General features: G+C 34.5%; 20 protein-coding genes and 1 pseudogene. 14 read left to right on the forward strand and 7 right to left on the reverse strand.

The annotated features are described in order from the left end of the window. Nucleotides 1-2 precede the first annotated feature (2 nt). The 3 genes from C7J88_RS07415 (at nucleotide 3) to C7J88_RS07425 (ending at nucleotide 1,594) form a co-directional block, all read left to right on the forward strand. On the forward strand, nucleotides 3-671 hold the full coding sequence (locus C7J88_RS07415) for an ABC transporter ATP-binding protein (protein ID WP_095114981.1): 669 nt from the start codon (nucleotides 3-5) through the stop codon (nucleotides 669-671). Between the two features lie 57 nt (nucleotides 672-728). Continuing rightward, a complete protein-coding gene (locus tag C7J88_RS07420; protein ID WP_095114983.1) occupies nucleotides 729-929 on the forward strand; it encodes a TM2 domain-containing protein in 201 nt (66 codons plus the stop codon). A 149-nt stretch (nucleotides 930-1,078) separates the two neighbouring features. Further along, nucleotides 1,079-1,594: a YceI family protein gene (locus tag C7J88_RS07425; protein WP_095114985.1), complete on the forward strand. Its 516-nt coding sequence runs from the start codon at nucleotides 1,079-1,081 to the stop codon at nucleotides 1,592-1,594. A gap of 90 nt (nucleotides 1,595-1,684) precedes the next feature. On the opposite strand, the gene C7J88_RS07430 is transcribed toward C7J88_RS07425, so the two are convergent. Together C7J88_RS07430 and C7J88_RS07435 are read right to left on the reverse strand one after the other, a co-directional pair. Continuing rightward, nucleotides 1,685-2,506 carry a Cof-type HAD-IIB family hydrolase gene (locus tag C7J88_RS07430; RefSeq protein ID WP_095114987.1) on the reverse strand — a complete coding sequence of 274 codons (822 nt, stop codon included), beginning with the start codon at nucleotides 2,504-2,506 and terminating at the stop codon, nucleotides 1,685-1,687. Nucleotides 2,507-2,709: 203 nt separating this feature from the next. Next, nucleotides 2,710-4,146, reverse strand: a complete 1,437-nt coding sequence (locus tag C7J88_RS07435; protein WP_371866975.1) for a 6-phospho-beta-glucosidase — start codon at nucleotides 4,144-4,146, stop codon at nucleotides 2,710-2,712. 136 nt (nucleotides 4,147-4,282) lie between these two features. Between C7J88_RS07435 and C7J88_RS07440 the strand changes: the two genes are divergently transcribed. The 4 genes from C7J88_RS07440 to C7J88_RS07455 all read left to right on the forward strand — a co-directional run bounded on the left by C7J88_RS07440 (nucleotide 4,283) and on the right by C7J88_RS07455 (nucleotide 7,799). Beyond that, entirely contained in the window at nucleotides 4,283-4,987 is a 705-nt protein-coding gene (locus C7J88_RS07440) for a GntR family transcriptional regulator (protein WP_229709384.1), read from the forward strand. Between the two features lie 95 nt (nucleotides 4,988-5,082). Then, the gene (locus C7J88_RS07445; protein ID WP_095114993.1) at nucleotides 5,083-6,024 is read left to right on the forward strand and encodes a hypothetical protein; all 942 of its coding nucleotides are present in this window, start codon (nucleotides 5,083-5,085) and stop codon (nucleotides 6,022-6,024) included. 164 nt (nucleotides 6,025-6,188) lie between these two features. Beyond that, nucleotides 6,189-7,076 (forward strand): hypothetical protein, encoded by an 888-nt coding sequence (locus C7J88_RS07450; protein WP_095114995.1) that lies wholly within the window; start codon nucleotides 6,189-6,191, stop codon nucleotides 7,074-7,076. A 21-nt stretch (nucleotides 7,077-7,097) separates the two neighbouring features. Continuing rightward, nucleotides 7,098-7,799, forward strand: coding sequence for a zinc-ribbon domain-containing protein (locus C7J88_RS07455; RefSeq protein ID WP_095114997.1), 702 nt, complete (start codon nucleotides 7,098-7,100; stop codon nucleotides 7,797-7,799). A 59-nt stretch (nucleotides 7,800-7,858) separates the two neighbouring features. Here the strand turns inward: C7J88_RS07455 and C7J88_RS07460 are convergent. The 3 genes and pseudogenes from C7J88_RS07460 to C7J88_RS10780 all read right to left on the reverse strand — a co-directional run. After that, nucleotides 7,859-8,074, reverse strand: a pseudogene (locus C7J88_RS07460) (LD-carboxypeptidase); the annotation flags it as partial. A 23-nt stretch (nucleotides 8,075-8,097) separates the two neighbouring features. Next, entirely contained in the window at nucleotides 8,098-9,036 is a 939-nt protein-coding gene (locus C7J88_RS07465) for a restriction endonuclease (RefSeq protein ID WP_095115001.1), read from the reverse strand. A 10-nt stretch (nucleotides 9,037-9,046) separates the two neighbouring features. Continuing rightward, nucleotides 9,047-9,259 (reverse strand): helix-turn-helix domain-containing protein, encoded by a 213-nt coding sequence (locus tag C7J88_RS10780; protein WP_095115003.1) that lies wholly within the window; start codon nucleotides 9,257-9,259, stop codon nucleotides 9,047-9,049. Nucleotides 9,260-9,331: 72 nt separating this feature from the next. Between C7J88_RS10780 and C7J88_RS07475 the strand changes: the two genes are divergently transcribed. Continuing rightward, the gene (locus C7J88_RS07475; protein ID WP_106904265.1) at nucleotides 9,332-9,958 is read left to right on the forward strand and encodes an N-6 DNA methylase; all 627 of its coding nucleotides are present in this window, start codon (nucleotides 9,332-9,334) and stop codon (nucleotides 9,956-9,958) included. A 17-nt stretch (nucleotides 9,959-9,975) separates the two neighbouring features. Further along, a complete protein-coding gene (locus tag C7J88_RS07480) occupies nucleotides 9,976-11,130 on the forward strand; it encodes an Eco57I restriction-modification methylase domain-containing protein (RefSeq protein ID WP_282956679.1) in 1,155 nt (384 codons plus the stop codon). A gap of 182 nt (nucleotides 11,131-11,312) precedes the next feature. On the opposite strand, the gene C7J88_RS07485 is transcribed toward C7J88_RS07480, so the two are convergent. Both C7J88_RS07485 and C7J88_RS10445 read right to left on the reverse strand, forming a co-directional pair. Continuing rightward, nucleotides 11,313-12,350 carry a S66 family peptidase gene (locus C7J88_RS07485; protein WP_095115007.1) on the reverse strand — a complete coding sequence of 346 codons (1,038 nt, stop codon included), beginning with the start codon at nucleotides 12,348-12,350 and terminating at the stop codon, nucleotides 11,313-11,315. Nucleotides 12,351-12,436: 86 nt separating this feature from the next. Then, nucleotides 12,437-12,595: a hypothetical protein gene (locus C7J88_RS10445; protein ID WP_157728651.1), complete on the reverse strand. Its 159-nt coding sequence runs from the start codon at nucleotides 12,593-12,595 to the stop codon at nucleotides 12,437-12,439. A gap of 106 nt (nucleotides 12,596-12,701) precedes the next feature. On the opposite strand from C7J88_RS10445, the gene C7J88_RS07490 reads away from it, so the two are divergent. The 5 genes from C7J88_RS07490 (at nucleotide 12,702) to C7J88_RS07510 (ending at nucleotide 16,628) form a co-directional block, all read left to right on the forward strand. Then, complete coding sequence (locus C7J88_RS07490; RefSeq protein ID WP_095115009.1) at nucleotides 12,702-13,010, forward strand: nucleotide pyrophosphohydrolase; 309 nt, start codon at nucleotides 12,702-12,704, stop codon at nucleotides 13,008-13,010. 452 nt (nucleotides 13,011-13,462) lie between these two features. Further along, nucleotides 13,463-14,146, forward strand: coding sequence for an AlbA family DNA-binding domain-containing protein (locus C7J88_RS07495; protein WP_095115011.1), 684 nt, complete (start codon nucleotides 13,463-13,465; stop codon nucleotides 14,144-14,146). A 128-nt stretch (nucleotides 14,147-14,274) separates the two neighbouring features. Next, the gene (locus C7J88_RS07500; RefSeq protein ID WP_095115013.1) at nucleotides 14,275-14,892 is read left to right on the forward strand and encodes an AbiTii domain-containing protein; all 618 of its coding nucleotides are present in this window, start codon (nucleotides 14,275-14,277) and stop codon (nucleotides 14,890-14,892) included. Beyond that, nucleotides 14,885-15,469 carry a hypothetical protein gene (locus C7J88_RS07505; protein WP_095115015.1) on the forward strand — a complete coding sequence of 195 codons (585 nt, stop codon included), beginning with the start codon at nucleotides 14,885-14,887 and terminating at the stop codon, nucleotides 15,467-15,469. The genes C7J88_RS07500 and C7J88_RS07505 overlap by 8 nt, the downstream gene beginning before the upstream one ends. 118 nt (nucleotides 15,470-15,587) lie before the next feature. Further along, entirely contained in the window at nucleotides 15,588-16,628 is a 1,041-nt protein-coding gene (locus tag C7J88_RS07510; protein WP_229709383.1) for a YjiH family protein, read from the forward strand. Nucleotides 16,629-17,011 lie beyond the last annotated feature (383 nt).

Here is a 17,011-nt window from a genome sequence, read left to right on the forward strand (position 1 = left end):
ACATGTTGGAATTTAAAAATGTAACGAAGGATTTTAAAGATGGGAATCAAACGATACAAGCTGTGAAGCCAACATCATTGAAGTTTGAGAAGAATGAATTAATTGCGATTATTGGGCCTTCAGGTTCTGGTAAGAGTACGTTTTTGACGATGGCCGGTGCGCTACAAACACCGACTTCTGGTGATATTTTAATTAATAATCAAGATATTTCCAAAATGTCTCAAAAAGCGCTCGCACAAACACGTATGCAGGAGATTGGTTTTATTCTACAAGCAACGAACTTGGTGCCGTTTTTAACGGTGAAACAACAATTCAAGTTGTTGGCAAAACAGAAGAAGGATATCTTGAGTGAAGAAGCGTATCAAAAGCTGATGAAACAGTTGAATTTGGATGCGATTGAAAACAAACTTCCAAGTGAAATATCAGGCGGTCAAAAACAACGTGTGGCGATTGCGAAAGCATTGTATACAAAACCATCAATTATTTTAGCAGATGAGCCTACTGCTGCATTGGATACGGAAAATGCGATGGAAGTCATGCGTATTTTAAAAGAACAGTCTAAAGAACAAAATAAAACGTGTATCGTTGTGACCCATGATGAGCGACTGACATCATATTGCGACAAAGTGTATCACATGGAAGATGGTGTGCTGGAAGAAGTACAGAATTGATATGTGAGGTCAAATCAAATAAAATATATATGATAAAAGATAGAAGGAGTTGATCGTATGGTAGTGGATAAATTTGCATATGTACTACTTGCATTCTTTATAGGAGGTCTTGGTGCACATAAATTTTATGCGAAAAAAACAGGCTGGGGTGTCTTGTACTTGCTATTTTGTTGGACAGGTATTCCAGGCGTGATTGCTATTATTGAAGCAATTATTGCCTTACTCAGACCATCTGACAATGGTAAAATAACCGTTTAATCTGAAGTGAAAAGGGGTCGTGTAAAGCGATCTCTTTTTAAATAATAAAAAATATTACGATTTCGAGATAAAATCATTGCATTATTCAAATAAAGTTGATAAACTGACTCTAATATAAAATTTATACTTAATTATTTGGAGGAATTATCATGACAAAATTTACTTTTGATAAAGCACATAGCGATTTAGATTTTCAAATTAAACACTTAATGGTTTCACGTACAAAAGGAAGCTTCGATGACTTCGCAGTAAATGTTGAAGGTGACATCAATGACTTGAGCACACTTCAAGCAAACGTAACAATTGATCCAAAATCAATCAACACTGCTAATGAAGATCGTGACAATCACTTAAGATCAGGTGACTTCTTCGCAACTGAAGAGTTCAGCACCATTACATTCGTTACTAAAAAAGTAAGTGAAGACAGCGTGACAGGTGACTTAACAATCAAAGGTGTTACACGTGAAGAAACATTCGATGTAGAATTCAACGGCGTAAGCAAAAACCCATTAGACGGTTCACAAGTAACAGGATTCATCGTAACGGGTAAAATCAACCGTGAAAACTATGACATTACATTTAACCAAGCATTAGAAACAGGTGGTGTGATGTTAGGTAAAGATGTAAAATTCGAAGCATCTGTTGAGTTTGTAGTAGAAGACTAATCAAATCAAAAAAAGCAACTTCCTTTATGAGAAGTTGCTTTTTTTACGTTCTAAGACGTCCGTAAGTCTAAAGTTACTCACACGGTAGACTTACCGCATCCGTGCATCGAGTATCTGTTCTACCACCACTGCGATGCCATCGTGGTTGTTATCGTCAGTGATGATATCTGCAATGTCCTTAATTTCTTGTGTTGCATTACCCATCGCAACACCAATGCCTGCATCGTTTAACATTTCCATATCGTTGAGCTGATCGCCAAATGCGATGACGTTTTGCTTTCGAATGCCGATTGCTTGGCATATATGGTCTAACGCATTGGATTTGTTCACGCCGTTTGCGGTGATTTCCAAGTAAAAGGGTGTCGAACGAATCGTATGAAGCGTGTCACCGCAAAAACCTTGAATTTCTGTCGCAATACCATCAATATAGTCAGGATCTTGTGTTAATAAAATTTTGACTGGATGGAAGTCAATTATCTCATGTAACTTTGGTTCGTAGATAAGCTCTAAGCGATGTGCACGAGATTCATGTTGAACATATTGATTGTCTGGTGTATTTGTATATAGTTTACCATCGTGATCTACAATGTAAGTCAAGTTTAAGTCTTGTATGGCTGTTAAAAATTCACGTGCTTCTGCTAGGTCAATCCCTTTTTTAAAGCGTGTTTCTCCTGTTGTAACATCAAGAACAAGTCCCCCGTTATAAGCACCAATCAAGCCGTGATGTTGATGGAGTTGTAACTCCTCAGTCTCATAATGAAAGCCCGTACGAGGACGACCAGAAACCAATGCTACTTTAATCCCTTGTTTTTGAGCAGTAATCAGTGCCTGTTGTGTTCGTTCAGTGATATGTCCTTGATCATTAATGAGTGTGCCATCACAATCTAAAGCGATTAATTGAATGTCTTGCATGCCTTTTTCATCCTTTCGAAAAAGAGGGGGCTGAAACAGTTCCTTCCTTTTGAATATAGATATAAGTATAGTGGCAGTAGGTGTCTAAAGTGAAAATGCGTTTTTGAAAACTCTTTTCACTTCTAGTCACCCTTGCCGGGGTGGGACGACGAAATCTTTTATAGTAATAAAGATTTCTGTCCCACTCCCCCTCATAACATTGATTATAATGATTCCCCATTCGTTGCAATGACGTTTTTGTACCAATCGAATGAATCTTTTTTGTAGCGTTTCATTGAGCCGTTACCTTCATTATCACGATCTACGTAAATCATGCCGTAACGTTTTTTCATTTCGCCTGTTGTAAATGATACGATATCCATAATGCCCCAAGGTGTGTAACCGAGTAGGTCAACACCGTCTAATTCCACCGCATCTTTCATCGCTTGAATATGATTTTTGAAGTAATCAATACGAGATGCATCGTGCACAGTGTTGTCTTCTGTTAATTCATCGACCGCACCGAAGCCATTTTCAACAATGAACAATGGAATTTGGTAGCGATTGTACAATGTGTTTAAGACGTAACGTAAGCCGTCTGGGTCGATTTCCCAACCCCAATCAGAAGCGCTGATATAAGGGTTTTTCACACCGTTTGGTAGCCCACCGTTCGCAATATTGTCTGTTTCGTTGTTTTGAACGTCATGTTTGACTGTTGTAGACATGTAGTAACTGAATGCTAAGTAGTCTACGGTACCTTGCGCAAGAATTTCTTCGTCGCCCGGCACAATTGGTAGTGTAACACCAAGACGGTCGAGTTCTTTCAAGGCGTACATTGGATATTTCCCACGCACTTGTACGTCTGGGAAGAAGAAACGCTCTCTGTTTGCGATTTCTGCTGCCATAATGTCTTTCGGGTGACATGAGTAGGGATAGACTGTCACGTGAGATACCATTGCACCAATTTTGAAATTTGGATTGATTTCATGCCCCGCAATGACAGCTTTTGCGCTTGCGAGTAATTGATGGTGTGCTGATTGATACATCACACTGCGCGCATCTTCACCTGGCTGAATTTCAATCCCTGCATTTGTCCATAAGAATAATGGGTTATTCACATCCATTTGGTTGTTAATTTCATTGAATGTCATCCAATATTCCACTTTGTCTTTATAGCGTTCAAATACGACTTTTGCGAAGTGTTCAAAGAAGTCAACCACCTTACGACTTCTGAAACCACCGTATTCTCTTGCTATGTGAAGTGGAATTTCGAAGTGGCTTAACGTAATGACTGGTTTGATACCATGTTTTAATAATTCATCAAAGACATCATCATAAAATTGAAGACCTGCTTCGTTTGGTTCTGCTTCATCACCTTTTGGGAAAATACGTGTCCAACTAATAGATGTTCTTAAAACTTTGATGCCCATTTCCGCAAATAAGGCGATATCTTCTTTATAGTTAGAATAAAAATCAACAGCTTCATGGTTTGGATAGAATTCATTTGGTTCTACTTTTTCTGTAATGCGTCGTGGAACACCGTGTGCTCCTGAAGTTAAGACGTCTACTACTGAAGGACCTTTGCCGTCCTTGTCCCAACCACCTTCAAATTGATGTGCAGCGAATGCGCCACCCCATAAGAAATCTTTTGGTAATGCCATGATATTGCCTCCTCATTTCTTTGTTCTCACCATAATTATTAATCAACATTATAATTGTACTGGTACAATTATTCAAGTGCGTAACTATGTTGAATTGTGTATAATGAGTGAAAGCTTGAATAAAGGAGTAACAGCCGTGAATAAATATCAACAAATCGCATATGAAATTGAACAACATATTCATGAACATAACTTGGCGCAAGGGACAAAATTGGATAGCTTAGATACATTGACAAAGCGTTACAATGTCAGCAGAAGTACCATTAGCAAGGCATTGGATACCCTTGAAAAACGTGGTGCGATATTCCAACAACGTGGTAGTGGCATTTTCGTTAGACGCCAACGACGTGAAGGTTATATGAGTTTACTTGTCACAAGTGGCTTCAGCGCCAACTTCCAAGACAGCAATATTCGCTATGACGTATTGAATGTTGAAAAGACTGTTGCGGACGAAGACGTCGCCAACAACTTGCATATCGAAGCAGGGGCGCCTGTCTACTTAGTCGAACGACTCGTGTATATGGATGAAGAGAAGTTATGTAAGGAAGTGTCATACTTTCCTGTCCAAGTTGTTCCATATTTGAATAAAGAAATTGCCGAGCAGTCTATTTTTCATTATTTAGAAACAGCCTATAAGATAAATATTAGCTTTGCGGACGTCTACTTAGTCATTGACCAATTGAACGAGGCAGAAGCGGACATGTTAGACTTACCGCTGTTATCGCCCGGTCTTTATATGGAACAAGTCGTTTACTTAGCGACAGGCATCCCATTTGATTATTCAAAAGTTGTGTATCATTACAAACACGCAAAATTCTTCTTACAATCCGTCAATAATTAAAAATGTGACTTATTGTCTGGATGTTATAAAAAGCCACAATAACAAACTAAAATGTTGTATAATTAAATTAATGAAATACTCAATGGAGGTTTGTTATGAAAAAGCAAAATATGTTCATCGGAGTCGTGGCCAGTACAATGTTACTTGCAGGATGTGGTTTTTTAAATAACAACTCAGAAAAAACATCACAATCTGAGACACAAACAGCGAGTCAAAAAGATAAAGAAAAGACGCAACAAGATCAAAATACGAAAAATGAAGTACAAACAAGCAACGAAACACAAAAAAATAACACATCTGAAAACAACGAAGTCCAACAAAGTAAAAGTCGTTCAATCGACCATGTGTACCAAAAAAACACACGAGAATACTATGCACAAATTTGGTTGAGTGTAAGAAACGATATGGAGAGTTTCGATAATTTGTCATTGTCATATGGCGTTTATGATCGCTCAGGAGAACCAGTGAATTACAATAATGCAGATGCATCAGCAACGTTCCCACAAGGCACGATGCAATTAATGCCAACGCCAACAGCGGGAGGCTCTATCACATTTAAAGATAATGATGATGGAACAATCACAGTTTATGATGTCCCAACGAAGTTCCAAGATCTTCAATGGATTGAGGATGACGATTATTCATTAAGTGAAACGCAAAAAATGATGAATAGCGGTCAAACTTATCCAATTAAGGATGTATCACAATCAGATATTGATTTTGTGGCGGAACATATTGAAAACAGTACACCGATTTCATCGGGAACGACGAATTCAAGCAATGGATCAAGTAGTGCATCGTCAAGCGCATCTTCATCAAGCACAACAGTCACACGTAACAACGTTATCGACTTAGTAGAAGACTATGAAGGTCATATGTTAGATACAGACATGTATACGTATAAAGAGCCGGAACAAATGTCAGACGGCCGATGGGGCTTTTCAATTTTAGATAAGTCCGGGAACCTTAAAGGGTCATACATTATCGATACAGACGGTACCGTCACGAAGTACGATGAAAAAGGGCAGCCAGTGTAAAGAATGAGGAATACATCACATATAAAATTGAAAAACTGTCGATAAGGGTACGCCCAATATCGGCAGTTTTTTAATATTTGACGAAAATATCTACAAAAGGTGGTTTATTAATTTACCTTGTACAATGTATAATTAATTTATAAAAAGATTCGTGGGGGGCCTTTATGAAAAAACAATCCATTCTCATTGGTGTTGTCGCAAGTACGCTATTGTTGACAGGGTGCAACTTGTTGGCGCCAAATAATCAAAATAACAATCAGTCAACAAATCATACAAAAAATCAAAACACTCATCAAGACGGACAAAGCAATCAAAATCATCAACAAAATACGAATGATCAAGGGTCATATATTTATGATAAAAACACACGGGAATACTATGCGCAAATCTGGTTAACAGATAGAGACAACTTATCAGTATTTACGAGTATGAATGATGTGTCATATACACCGATAGATGCATCGGGTACGCTTGTTAATCCTTATAATCCAGATGCGACAGTGAATTATCCTGATGGCACAATCGTGTTAAGTCCATCCGTAACAGCGGCGGGTAGTGTGACATTCAGAGATAACAATGATGGCACAGTGACATTTTTTGATGCACCGGGTCATTTTCATGATGATGGCTGGTTTGAAGATGATTTTTCATTAAGAGAATCTCAAAAAATAATCGATCAAGGACGTACTGTAACGATTAAAAATTCAGCACAGTCCGATATTAATTATGTCGCACAGTACATCACACACAGTACACCAGAACCAAGTGCGGCTGAAGCATTTGAAGGCTTTGATGTAGAGAGACCTTCAAGTTCATCAAGTGATGACTCCGACACATCAGTGACACGTGACAATGTCATTGACTTAGTGGAAGACTATGAAGGGGAATATTTAGATACGGACACATATACATTCAAAGAACCAGAACAGCAATCAGATGGTAGTTGGGGCTTCTCAATCATTGATAAAGCAACAGGAGAGTTAGCAGGTTCTTATATTATTGATCCAGATGGTACCGTCACGAAGTATGATGAGAACGGTGACCCAGAGTAATAAATATAGGTGGAGATAAACATGAAATATTGTACAAGATGCGGGAATCAGCTGTCAGAAAATCAAAAATTTTGTAATCGATGCGGGCACCCCGTTGCTGGCAGAATGGTTGCGTATGCTGAACCGAAAAAGCGCAGTCCATGGCCGTGGATATTCGGTATTCTCGGCGTATTGATACTGTTAGCAGGATTAGCATTTGCGGGGCTTCAAATCTATAACAATATGGGATCGAACCAAAGTGCACAGACATCTCAGCAAATGCAGAATGACACAGACACCCCGGCTACGGCGTTAATCACTGGACCGAACCAACAGCAACGTGCAGAACGTACAACAAACATTGATGTCTTGTCGGATAGCTTCAGTGCGAACTTTATGAATGAACCACATGTCGGTGGATATAATGGGATTGATGTCGGTATGACACGCCATCAAGTAGAACTGACGACAGGGCAGTCTACCGGCACGGTACAACTCAGCGGCAAACGCCTGATAAGGTACAATAACATCGGTGTACTGTACGGTGCTGACGACAAGGTGATCTCTGTTTATGTCACACCGGATAATGTCACAACACAGGCATTCACAAACTTCCACGGCGACCCTAAAATCGGTGGTGGCAGTCCGATGTTGTATGACAACAATCCGAATAACGGCTTCAGTATTTATGTCCATACGAAAAATGGATATGTCGTTGCGGTAGAGAATGGCCCACAATATTAGAGTGCTACATAAAACAGCATGTCATGTACAACAAACTTTGTACACGGCATGCTGTTTGTTTACTCACAGGCGTTATCATGAATCGTGAAGGTTTTGTTAGAGACATTGAGAGAAGCAGTTGCACCGTATGGGATAATACATTTTGGTTCATTATGACCGAAGCTTGCGTTATAGAAGACGGGAAGGTCATGTAAGTCCAAGTCTTCTAACATCGCTTGCCACGTGCGTTTATACGCTTCATAGTGCTCGCCATTTTGTGGTTTTCCGATGATAAACGCTTTGTATTTTTCTTAGTGATTTATTTCAAAATGTATCCTTCATCATGAAAAGTTTTATATTCTTTTAATAACTTATAGGGTAAGTCTATGGGTGAAATCTCAGCCAATTCTAGTGAATAGTCTTGTTCAATGAGGTTATCTTGCTTGAGTTCGTCTGTACATGTATATATTTTAGGTATTTCTCTACTAAAATCAACAATCAAAAGACCTGCATGATTATATTTGAATGGTTCTTTTTCAACGTTGGTTGAACTATAACCATTTAGTTCACTAAAAAATGATATATATTTAGCTAGATTTGTTACTTTATTTTTAAACTTTACTTTGTTTTGATGCATTGCAGTCTCATCATACTCAAAAACGGGAATCATGTATAATTCTCCAGTTACCAGCTTAGGGTATTGAAGATGAAGGTTTAGTGGCTCTGCAATCATTCTCTCAAACAATGTATCTGTATTTTTATTTAAACTACTTAGTTGACTTCTTAGATTGACACACAATATTCTTTCTTCTTTGTAAGAACCATATTTCGATTCTTTATTACTATGTTTCAAAATACCCCAATCTATTTTTTCTAATTTATTATCAATATCGTCAGGTACAATGCAAACATCCTGCTGTTTTTGCTTAAACCTTCCGCTAATGGTGATCTCTGGCTTAGCTTTGTTCTTAGGTGGAAACACTAAACTAGGCTTAATACCATAACTAATAAACTCATCTTTTATATACTCATGTAATTCATAAATTAATTTTTGAGATCTTATTAGAGAAGTTTTAGCTGCTAATCCATCTTCAAAAGTACTTCCTTTAGTTGTACCTGTAACAATCTCATCTGTATATGGATTTCTATACATCTTATATTGAACAGCGCTATTCATAAGTTCTTGAATATTATTCACTCGATTCTGTAATCTTGCAAAACTTTCATTCTTATTAAAATCTTTAAAATCACTAAACATACCGTATCCCCTATCTATCTTTATATGTAATAACATCTTCAATTTTATATCCCATAGGAAACAATACAGCCATTATTTTTTCAAGAGTAGCCAATTCGAAGCGTTTAAGGTTATTATTGCAGATATTATTAATAGTATTTGGCCTAACACCACTTATCTTTGAAAATTTATTTTGTGACATATTTTCTTTTTTTAAAATTTCATGTAAGTTAAAAAATATCATAATTATCGTCCTTTATATTCTTGACATATTATAACTCCTGGAGTTATAATTTGATTAGTAAAGGAGTTTAATATGCTAGATATTTTAAATGAAGTACAAACAAATTACATTACCAGCCTGTTAGCTAAAAAAATTGACCCCCAAGTCATCAAAAATAAATATATCCAAGAAATAATCAGTAAAAGTAAGTCGAATAACCTTTTTGATCCTGATATTTTAGATATCACATCGATACTAAGACACAATTTCTCTATAAATGATGCTAAATCAGATGGTATCACGTTCACCCCTATCCCTATTGTTAAGTATATGTATAAAGATGTACTATCATTACCTCTCGAATATGTTAAAAATTATAAGATTGCTGATTTATCGGTTGGGAATGGTGCCTTTTTTGTTGGTTTAATTTTATTGTTAAAAGAAAAGTATCCAGAAATGTCGATAGTTGATTTTATTGAAAATAATTTATATGGATATGATGTAAAAAAAGAGAATATTTATTTTACAAAGTTAAATTTGTTCTTGCTATCACTATATTTTGGAGAAAACCCCCAAAATATAAAGTTTAACTTATTCAATGTAGATACTCTAAAACATTTTATAAATAACCAAAGTAATATTGTTAAGTTTGATTTAATTGTTGGAAATCCCCCATATGTAAAACAGCAAAATATCCCTAGTTCATACAGAGATTTTTAATATATAATTTTGAGACTATTAAGTCTAATTATAACTTATATTATGCGTTTATAGAACTATCTATTTCGTTGTTAAACGAAAATGGAATATCTTTACAATTGGTTCCTAATTATCTTTTGAAAATTAAATCAGCACAAAATTTAAGGAGTTATTTACTTGAAAATAATAATATTCAAAGAATTGTAAACTTCAATGCTAATAAAATATTTGATGGAGTAGGCACATACTCTATGGCAGTAGAACTTAGTCATCAAAAAAACAAAATTTTATATAAATCATTACCTAACGATACAGAATCGTTAATGTACTTAGAGAATAGTGATTGGAAAGTCTTATCGCCTAAAAATATAACACAAGATTCTATAAATTTAATGGACAATAAGGAAGAACGACTAGTAAATCAAGTACAATCTCAATTATATACTTTAGATATTTCAACAGGGATAGCTACTCAAAAAGATAAGTTATATTTAGTTGATAAAACTGACCTGATCGACAATAAGTATATGGTGAAAATATTTAATAATAATGAGTATCTAATTGAAAAAGAAAGTGTTGTAAAAATATTCAAAGGTTCAGGTCAAAGAAAAGGGAATTTAAACTACTCATATATAATTTATCCTTATACAATACAGAAAAATAAAGCTATTTTAAAATCTATCGACTACATATCCAAAAATGAACCTAACACATACAACTATTTATTGGATGCAAAAGAAGAGTTGTGTAAACGAAGTGGTATTAATAGTACTGATTCAAATTGGTATAAATATGGAAGAAGTCAATCTTTAAATCGTTTCCAAAAGAAAATATTATTCCCCACAAATTCGCTTGAGCCTAATTTCAACTTAGTGAATGATCGTGCTCTTTTTTTTAATGGGTATGCCATTTATGGTTTAAAGGAAGAATCTTTACCCAATGATGGACTTAAAGCCCTAGAGATTATATTGAACTCTCAACTCACTAAAATATTTATGCTCTGTACAAGCTATTTCATTAGTTCTGGATATGTAAGTTACCAAAAGAAATACATTGAAAAATTCACGATACCATTCCTAAAAAGGGATGATATTTTTAGAATTATAGAGTTGGAAAAAAGCAACAATATTGAATTGTTGAATGAATATATATTTTCTCTATATAACTTAGATTATTATGACTTTTGCCAGTAACAGCTCCTGGAGGCAGAAAAATTCTAAATGGTAGAACATATTGCCCTATTTGCAGTAGGCGAGAATAAATTAAAGATTACTGATGAAGTATTACAGTTATTTTTAGCCTTTTTATAAGATCTTATTAGTAACAGAGACATTTAGTCTTAAAGTCAACCACCCATAAAATGGGTGGTTATATTTTATTCACAAGCATTGTCATGAATTGTGAAGGTTTTGTTAGAGGCATCAAGAGAAGCAGTTGCACCGTATGGGATGATACATTTTGGTTCGTTATGACCGAAGCTTGCGTTATAGAAGACAGGAAGGTCATGTAAGTTCAAGTCTTCTAACATGGCTTGCCACGTGCGTTTATACGCTTCATAGTGCTCGCCATTTTGTGGTTTTCCGATGATAATACCATTTACATTTTTTAAAATTTGTGAAGTGCCGAGAAATTCAATAAATGCAGCGAGTAATGGGACAGAAAGGGGTGCTTCAGAGTTCTCGAGAAATAAAATCTTGTCTTTAAAGGTTTCTGCGTCAGGGAAAACAGTGCTATTACGTAATCGATCAAGCACTTCAATACAACCACCTAATTGTTGACCAGTTGCTGTCCCATGGCCGTTAATGACTTCGTAGCCATGATTGTAGATAGTAGGTCGTGGTGTGTGATGGGTGCGCTCGTGCCATAATAGGCCGAAGCGGTGATAGTAAGGTGAAGTAGGGATATTGCCGAGCGGTGCATCGTCAAATAGTGTCCGACGAATCCAATGGGTTGTGTAGTCATCCATTGACACATTTTCCGCAAAGTCAGTAAGTATTGCTGGTCCATAAAATGATGCAATACCATGTTGATATAAAAAGAGATGAAGGGATGTCGCATCTGAATAACCCATAAAAATTTTAGGGTTGTTTTTGATGATGTCAGGTTTGAGATACTCTGTAACTCTAATAGAGTCATCACCACCGATAAACGCAATGATGGCTTTGACAGTTGGATCAGCAAATGCATTGTTTAAGTCTTCAGCACGCTTTTGAGGATGCTTCTGCACATAATCTAACCCCTTCAGTGCATGAGGCATCACTTTAACCTTTAGCTGAAAATCTTGTTCTAAGCGTTGGATTGCTGTTGTAACACGATGTTCTATATCGACTTCTCCTGCCAGTCCAGATGAAGGTGAAACAAGCGCGACTGTATCTCCAGGTTTCAATGCAGGTGGTTTCTGTAAATGTGTCATGAAAAACCCCCTTTGTTTTTGATGTTTTGAGTATTAAAAGAATAACATAAAAATAGAATTCTGAAAATTATAAAAATGAAATAAGGTCAGGATTTTCTAGTTAATTTAAAGAGTAAGGCAATGATGACAATAGAAACTACGGCATATATAAGAAAACCTAAGTCTGAAATACCTAGGAAATTGAGAGCCATTGCACCGATTAATAAAGTAAGAATGATAAAGCCGGATATCAATTTTTCACGCATAGCGATTTCTCCTTTATAGGGTAGTTGTATAAGGAGGGTAACATACATTGTGGTATGATAAAAATGATGATATAAATACGGAAATATTTGAAAAGGAGCCTTCCAAATGACTAAGAAAAGTATGGATAAGATAAATAAATTCAGAGATGATCGCAATTGGAGACAGTTCCATAATGAGAAAGACTTGGCGTTGTCTATTAGTATTGAAGCAGCTGAGTTACTTGAACTATTTCAGTGGAAAAACCCTGAAGATGTCGTTCAAAATAATAGAGAACGTATTGAAGAAGAGCTAGCAGATGTCTTGATATACAGCTATATGATGGCAGATAACCTAAACTTTGATATTGATGATATTATTGAAAAGAAACTTGTTAAAAATAATGAGAAGTATCCTGTTCTAGAGAGTGAGGAATAGGAATGATTTTATAACTTAGCATAAGGTAAGAATTTAAAAGTAGAGAGTTATTTACATTTTATTAGATATACTATAAAATATTAATACCCCAAACAGAACATACGTTCCCATTATAGGTGGTTATGAAGAACTTACATCCGTTACACTAATGACCTTTTAATTAGTACATACTTGTGACAAAATGACATAAATATAAAATATCTCAAATTTACTCTCCCTATTCAATAGGATTTGCTAGTTCAAGTTATTTCATGTATATACATATAAATTTAAATCAGGAAAGGAATAAGTGATATTAAAGGAATAATCGATTGATAAACGAGTGAAATAATGTGATAAGTCAGTAGTATCAAGGGAATAATCGATTGATAAACGAGTGAAATAATATGATAAGTCAGTAGTATCAAGGGAATAATCAATGGCAAATAAATGAAATAGTGCGAGGTGTTCAAATGATCAATGAAAATTTAGAAATAGAGTATAAGTTGGCTAAAAATAAATTACCAGAGGATGTTTGGGAAACATACAGCGCATTTGCTAATACTGTCGGGGGAACAATATATTTAGGTATAAAAGAAGTAGACGGTCGATTTATTGTTGAAGGTGTTGAAAATAGTCAATCAATTATTGATGATTTCTGGAATACAATTACAAGTAAACAGAAGGTCAATAAAAATATATTAACTAATGAAAATGTTTGTTTAAAAAAGATGGAAGAGAAAGAAGTTATAATCATTACAGTCCCTGAAGCAGAATATGGATTAAAACCAATAAGTGTAAAAACAAAGAAAAGATGGATTTCATATAAAAGGTTAGGATCGGGTGATAGGGAGGCGACAGAAGAACAAATTCAATATATGCACGCTAATTCTCAAAGTGATTTAGATAGTTTCATCATTGAAGGATATGATTTGGACGATTTGAATATTGAAGATATAAGAATGTATCGAGATGATGTCTATAAAAATAGTGGAGAGGAGAGAATAAAAAATCTTTCAATAGAAGATTTTCTCAAGGATTATTCTAAAGAGGATATAAGAATTACAAGTAGTATTGGTGAACAAAATAAAATAGGAGAATTACTGTGTATATTTGATGGATTAGTAAAAAACAAAGTAAAAAAATTGACTTATTAAAGCAACAGAAACAATGGTTACTTCAAAGGATGCTTATTTAGATTACAAACTTAAAATGTGCGTATGAAATTAATTCATCAAGAAGGAATGAAAAAACAGCTGATTATTTTAAAAAGGGGGAATCAAAAGTGGCTAAAAGTATGCTTATTAAAGATATAACTATGAATAAAATATCTTTAAGTAGTGGTTTGGAAAGACTTTATATTATTTCATATGGTATGAAGAATGAAAATTTAATGAAATGGATAAAATGTGAATTAAATGGTTATGAAGAAGGCGATCATCTTCCTTCTTATAGAATTGTGAAAAACATGAATATAATTTATTCTGGAATAAATGGTGCGTTTAATATGAAAAATGTACCTTTACCATGGCACTATATACCTAATGAATTAAAAGATACTTTTTTTACTATTTGTATAAATGAAGGAATAAAAACAATTGAGGAATATAGTACAAGTGAAAATCTTAAATTAGGTATTGATTTAACTACATTTGCTCCCGAGGTCTATAAAAAAACATCTATACAGTGTTATAGCATCATAAATAAAATAAATATTTCACATTATAAGAGTGTGGTTGACAAAGTTAGGTTTAATCTAATGGAGATACTTTTGAAATTAGAAAGTAATTTTGGTAATATTGATGATTTTGATATAAATTTTGATAATATTTCAAGCGAGAAAATCAAGAAAGTCAATTCAGATATAAATAAATTATTTTCAGGAGGAGAAGTAGTTGATTGATTTAAATGAACTAATGACAAATTCTAAAATATTATATTTGATTATTGGATCTATCTTGACTTTGATAACTGGTACAATTGCTTTTGCTATTCAAAGTTTATTTAAAGGGATATACAAAAGAAAGGGACGTTTACATATATTTTATAAGCATATTCAGGGGAAGGCATCAAATACTAAAGCCCAAATAATAAAACATAAAGAAAATGAATTTCAAATTAATATTCCTTTATGGGTTGAGTTTTTAAATACTACTCAAGTTAATAAAGTTGTAAGAGACTTTAATTTAGTTGCATATTACAAAGGTAATAAAATTAAAGATTTTAAACAGATTAATGAATATTCCAAACAAAGATTGCCATTAGCAAATGATGGAGCTTATTCATTTCTTATAGAAGGTCATAACATACAAAAATATGAATTATACTTTATATTGAAAACTAGTAATGAGATTGATGAAATTAAAATAAGATATTATAATTTAAAAAACAAACCAAAAACCTACAATTTCTTAATACTTGATGATAATTTGTTATCTGGTGAGATCAATCTTGATAATCATTGGAATAAAATTAATTAATTTTATAACTGTACCCACGGATTCCTATAATCCAATAATATAATTTCTAGATGTTGTTAAGGGCAAATTTAAAATGTAGGAAAACGGCAATTTAATCGCAGTTATTTGTGGTGGGATCTTGCCATTTATCCAGAAAGATTGGGAAAAGGGGAAAATCGCCATTAGCTTTATCTTTTTCAAAGTTTTAGGTGCGATGATTGGTATCTTACTATTTTTTAGAATTGGTCCAGATTGGTTTGTGAATGAGAATACAGGGTTATACCTGTATGATTATCTTGTTGTACCTGTAGGGTTGACAGTACCTATTGGAGCGGCGTTTCTTACATTTCTGGTTAGCTATGGGTTGTTTGAGTTTGTCGGGGTATTCACACAACGTATTATGAAACCAATATGGAATGTACCTGGTCGTGCAGCAGTTAATGCACTAGCTTCATTTGTCGCAAGTTTTGCAGTAGGTTTGTTGATTACAGACAAGGAGTATAGAGAAGGTAAATACAATCATAAAGAAGCAGTCATTATTGCTACTGGTTTTTCAACAGTAACGGTGGCATTTATGATTGTTATTGCTAAAACTTTAGATTTAATGTCACATTGGAACTTATATTTCTTTGTAACGCTGTTCGTTACCTTTGCAGTCACAGCACTGACAACACGTATTCCACCTATTAGTCGCATGAGTACAGAATATTATGATACGCCTGAAGTTGAAGAAGGTTTAAGTGATTTGTCTTTTAAAGATAAGGTTTCACTTGCATGGGAGCGGGGACTCACAACGGTTAAAGAATCACCAAGTTTATTGAACAACGTATGGAAAAACTTTAAAGAAGGTATCTTGATGACGATGAGCATCCTGCCTACAATCTTATTAATTGGCCTTATTTTCATGTTACTTGCTGAGTATACACCGGTCTTTAACTATGTTGCGTATATCTTCTATCCACTAACAGCACTTTTACAAATTCCAGAACCATTCTTAGCTGCAAAAGGAACAGCCATTGGTATTACAGAAATGTTCTTACCATCACTCATTGTAGTCGGTGCACCAATCGTAACTAAATTTATTATTGCTGTTGTATCAGTGTCCACAATCATATTCTTTTCAGTCAGCGTTCCAAGTATGATGTCGACACACATACCATTAAAGATACATGACTTTTGATTATCTGGTTTGAACGTTCGATTCTTAGTTTAATCATTGTGACACCACTGGCATTCTTATTCTTAGGTTAATAAAGAAAAGTTCATATAGAATCAATAGATATTTTAGAAAAGAGTATGAGTATATTCATTTCTAGAATATCTTTTTTAGTGACAAATCAAAGCTTTATTGTTTCTAGAATGATTGAAGCGGTTGAACCTAACCACAGCGCATAAATATATGAGACATATCACTTTTGGGGCATATATATTATAAACAACTTCCAAAAACAACTTGAAAATTCTTTAACATGCATTTAATTTGCACGTAATGTTTTCTGTTGTAAACCAGTTTATTGATAGCTGTTATACAGTCTTTATTAGTTTAAAGAGTTATTATAAATA

The organism is Staphylococcus muscae (assembly GCF_003019275.1).
Lineage (GTDB): Bacteria > Bacillota > Bacilli > Staphylococcales > Staphylococcaceae > Staphylococcus > Staphylococcus muscae.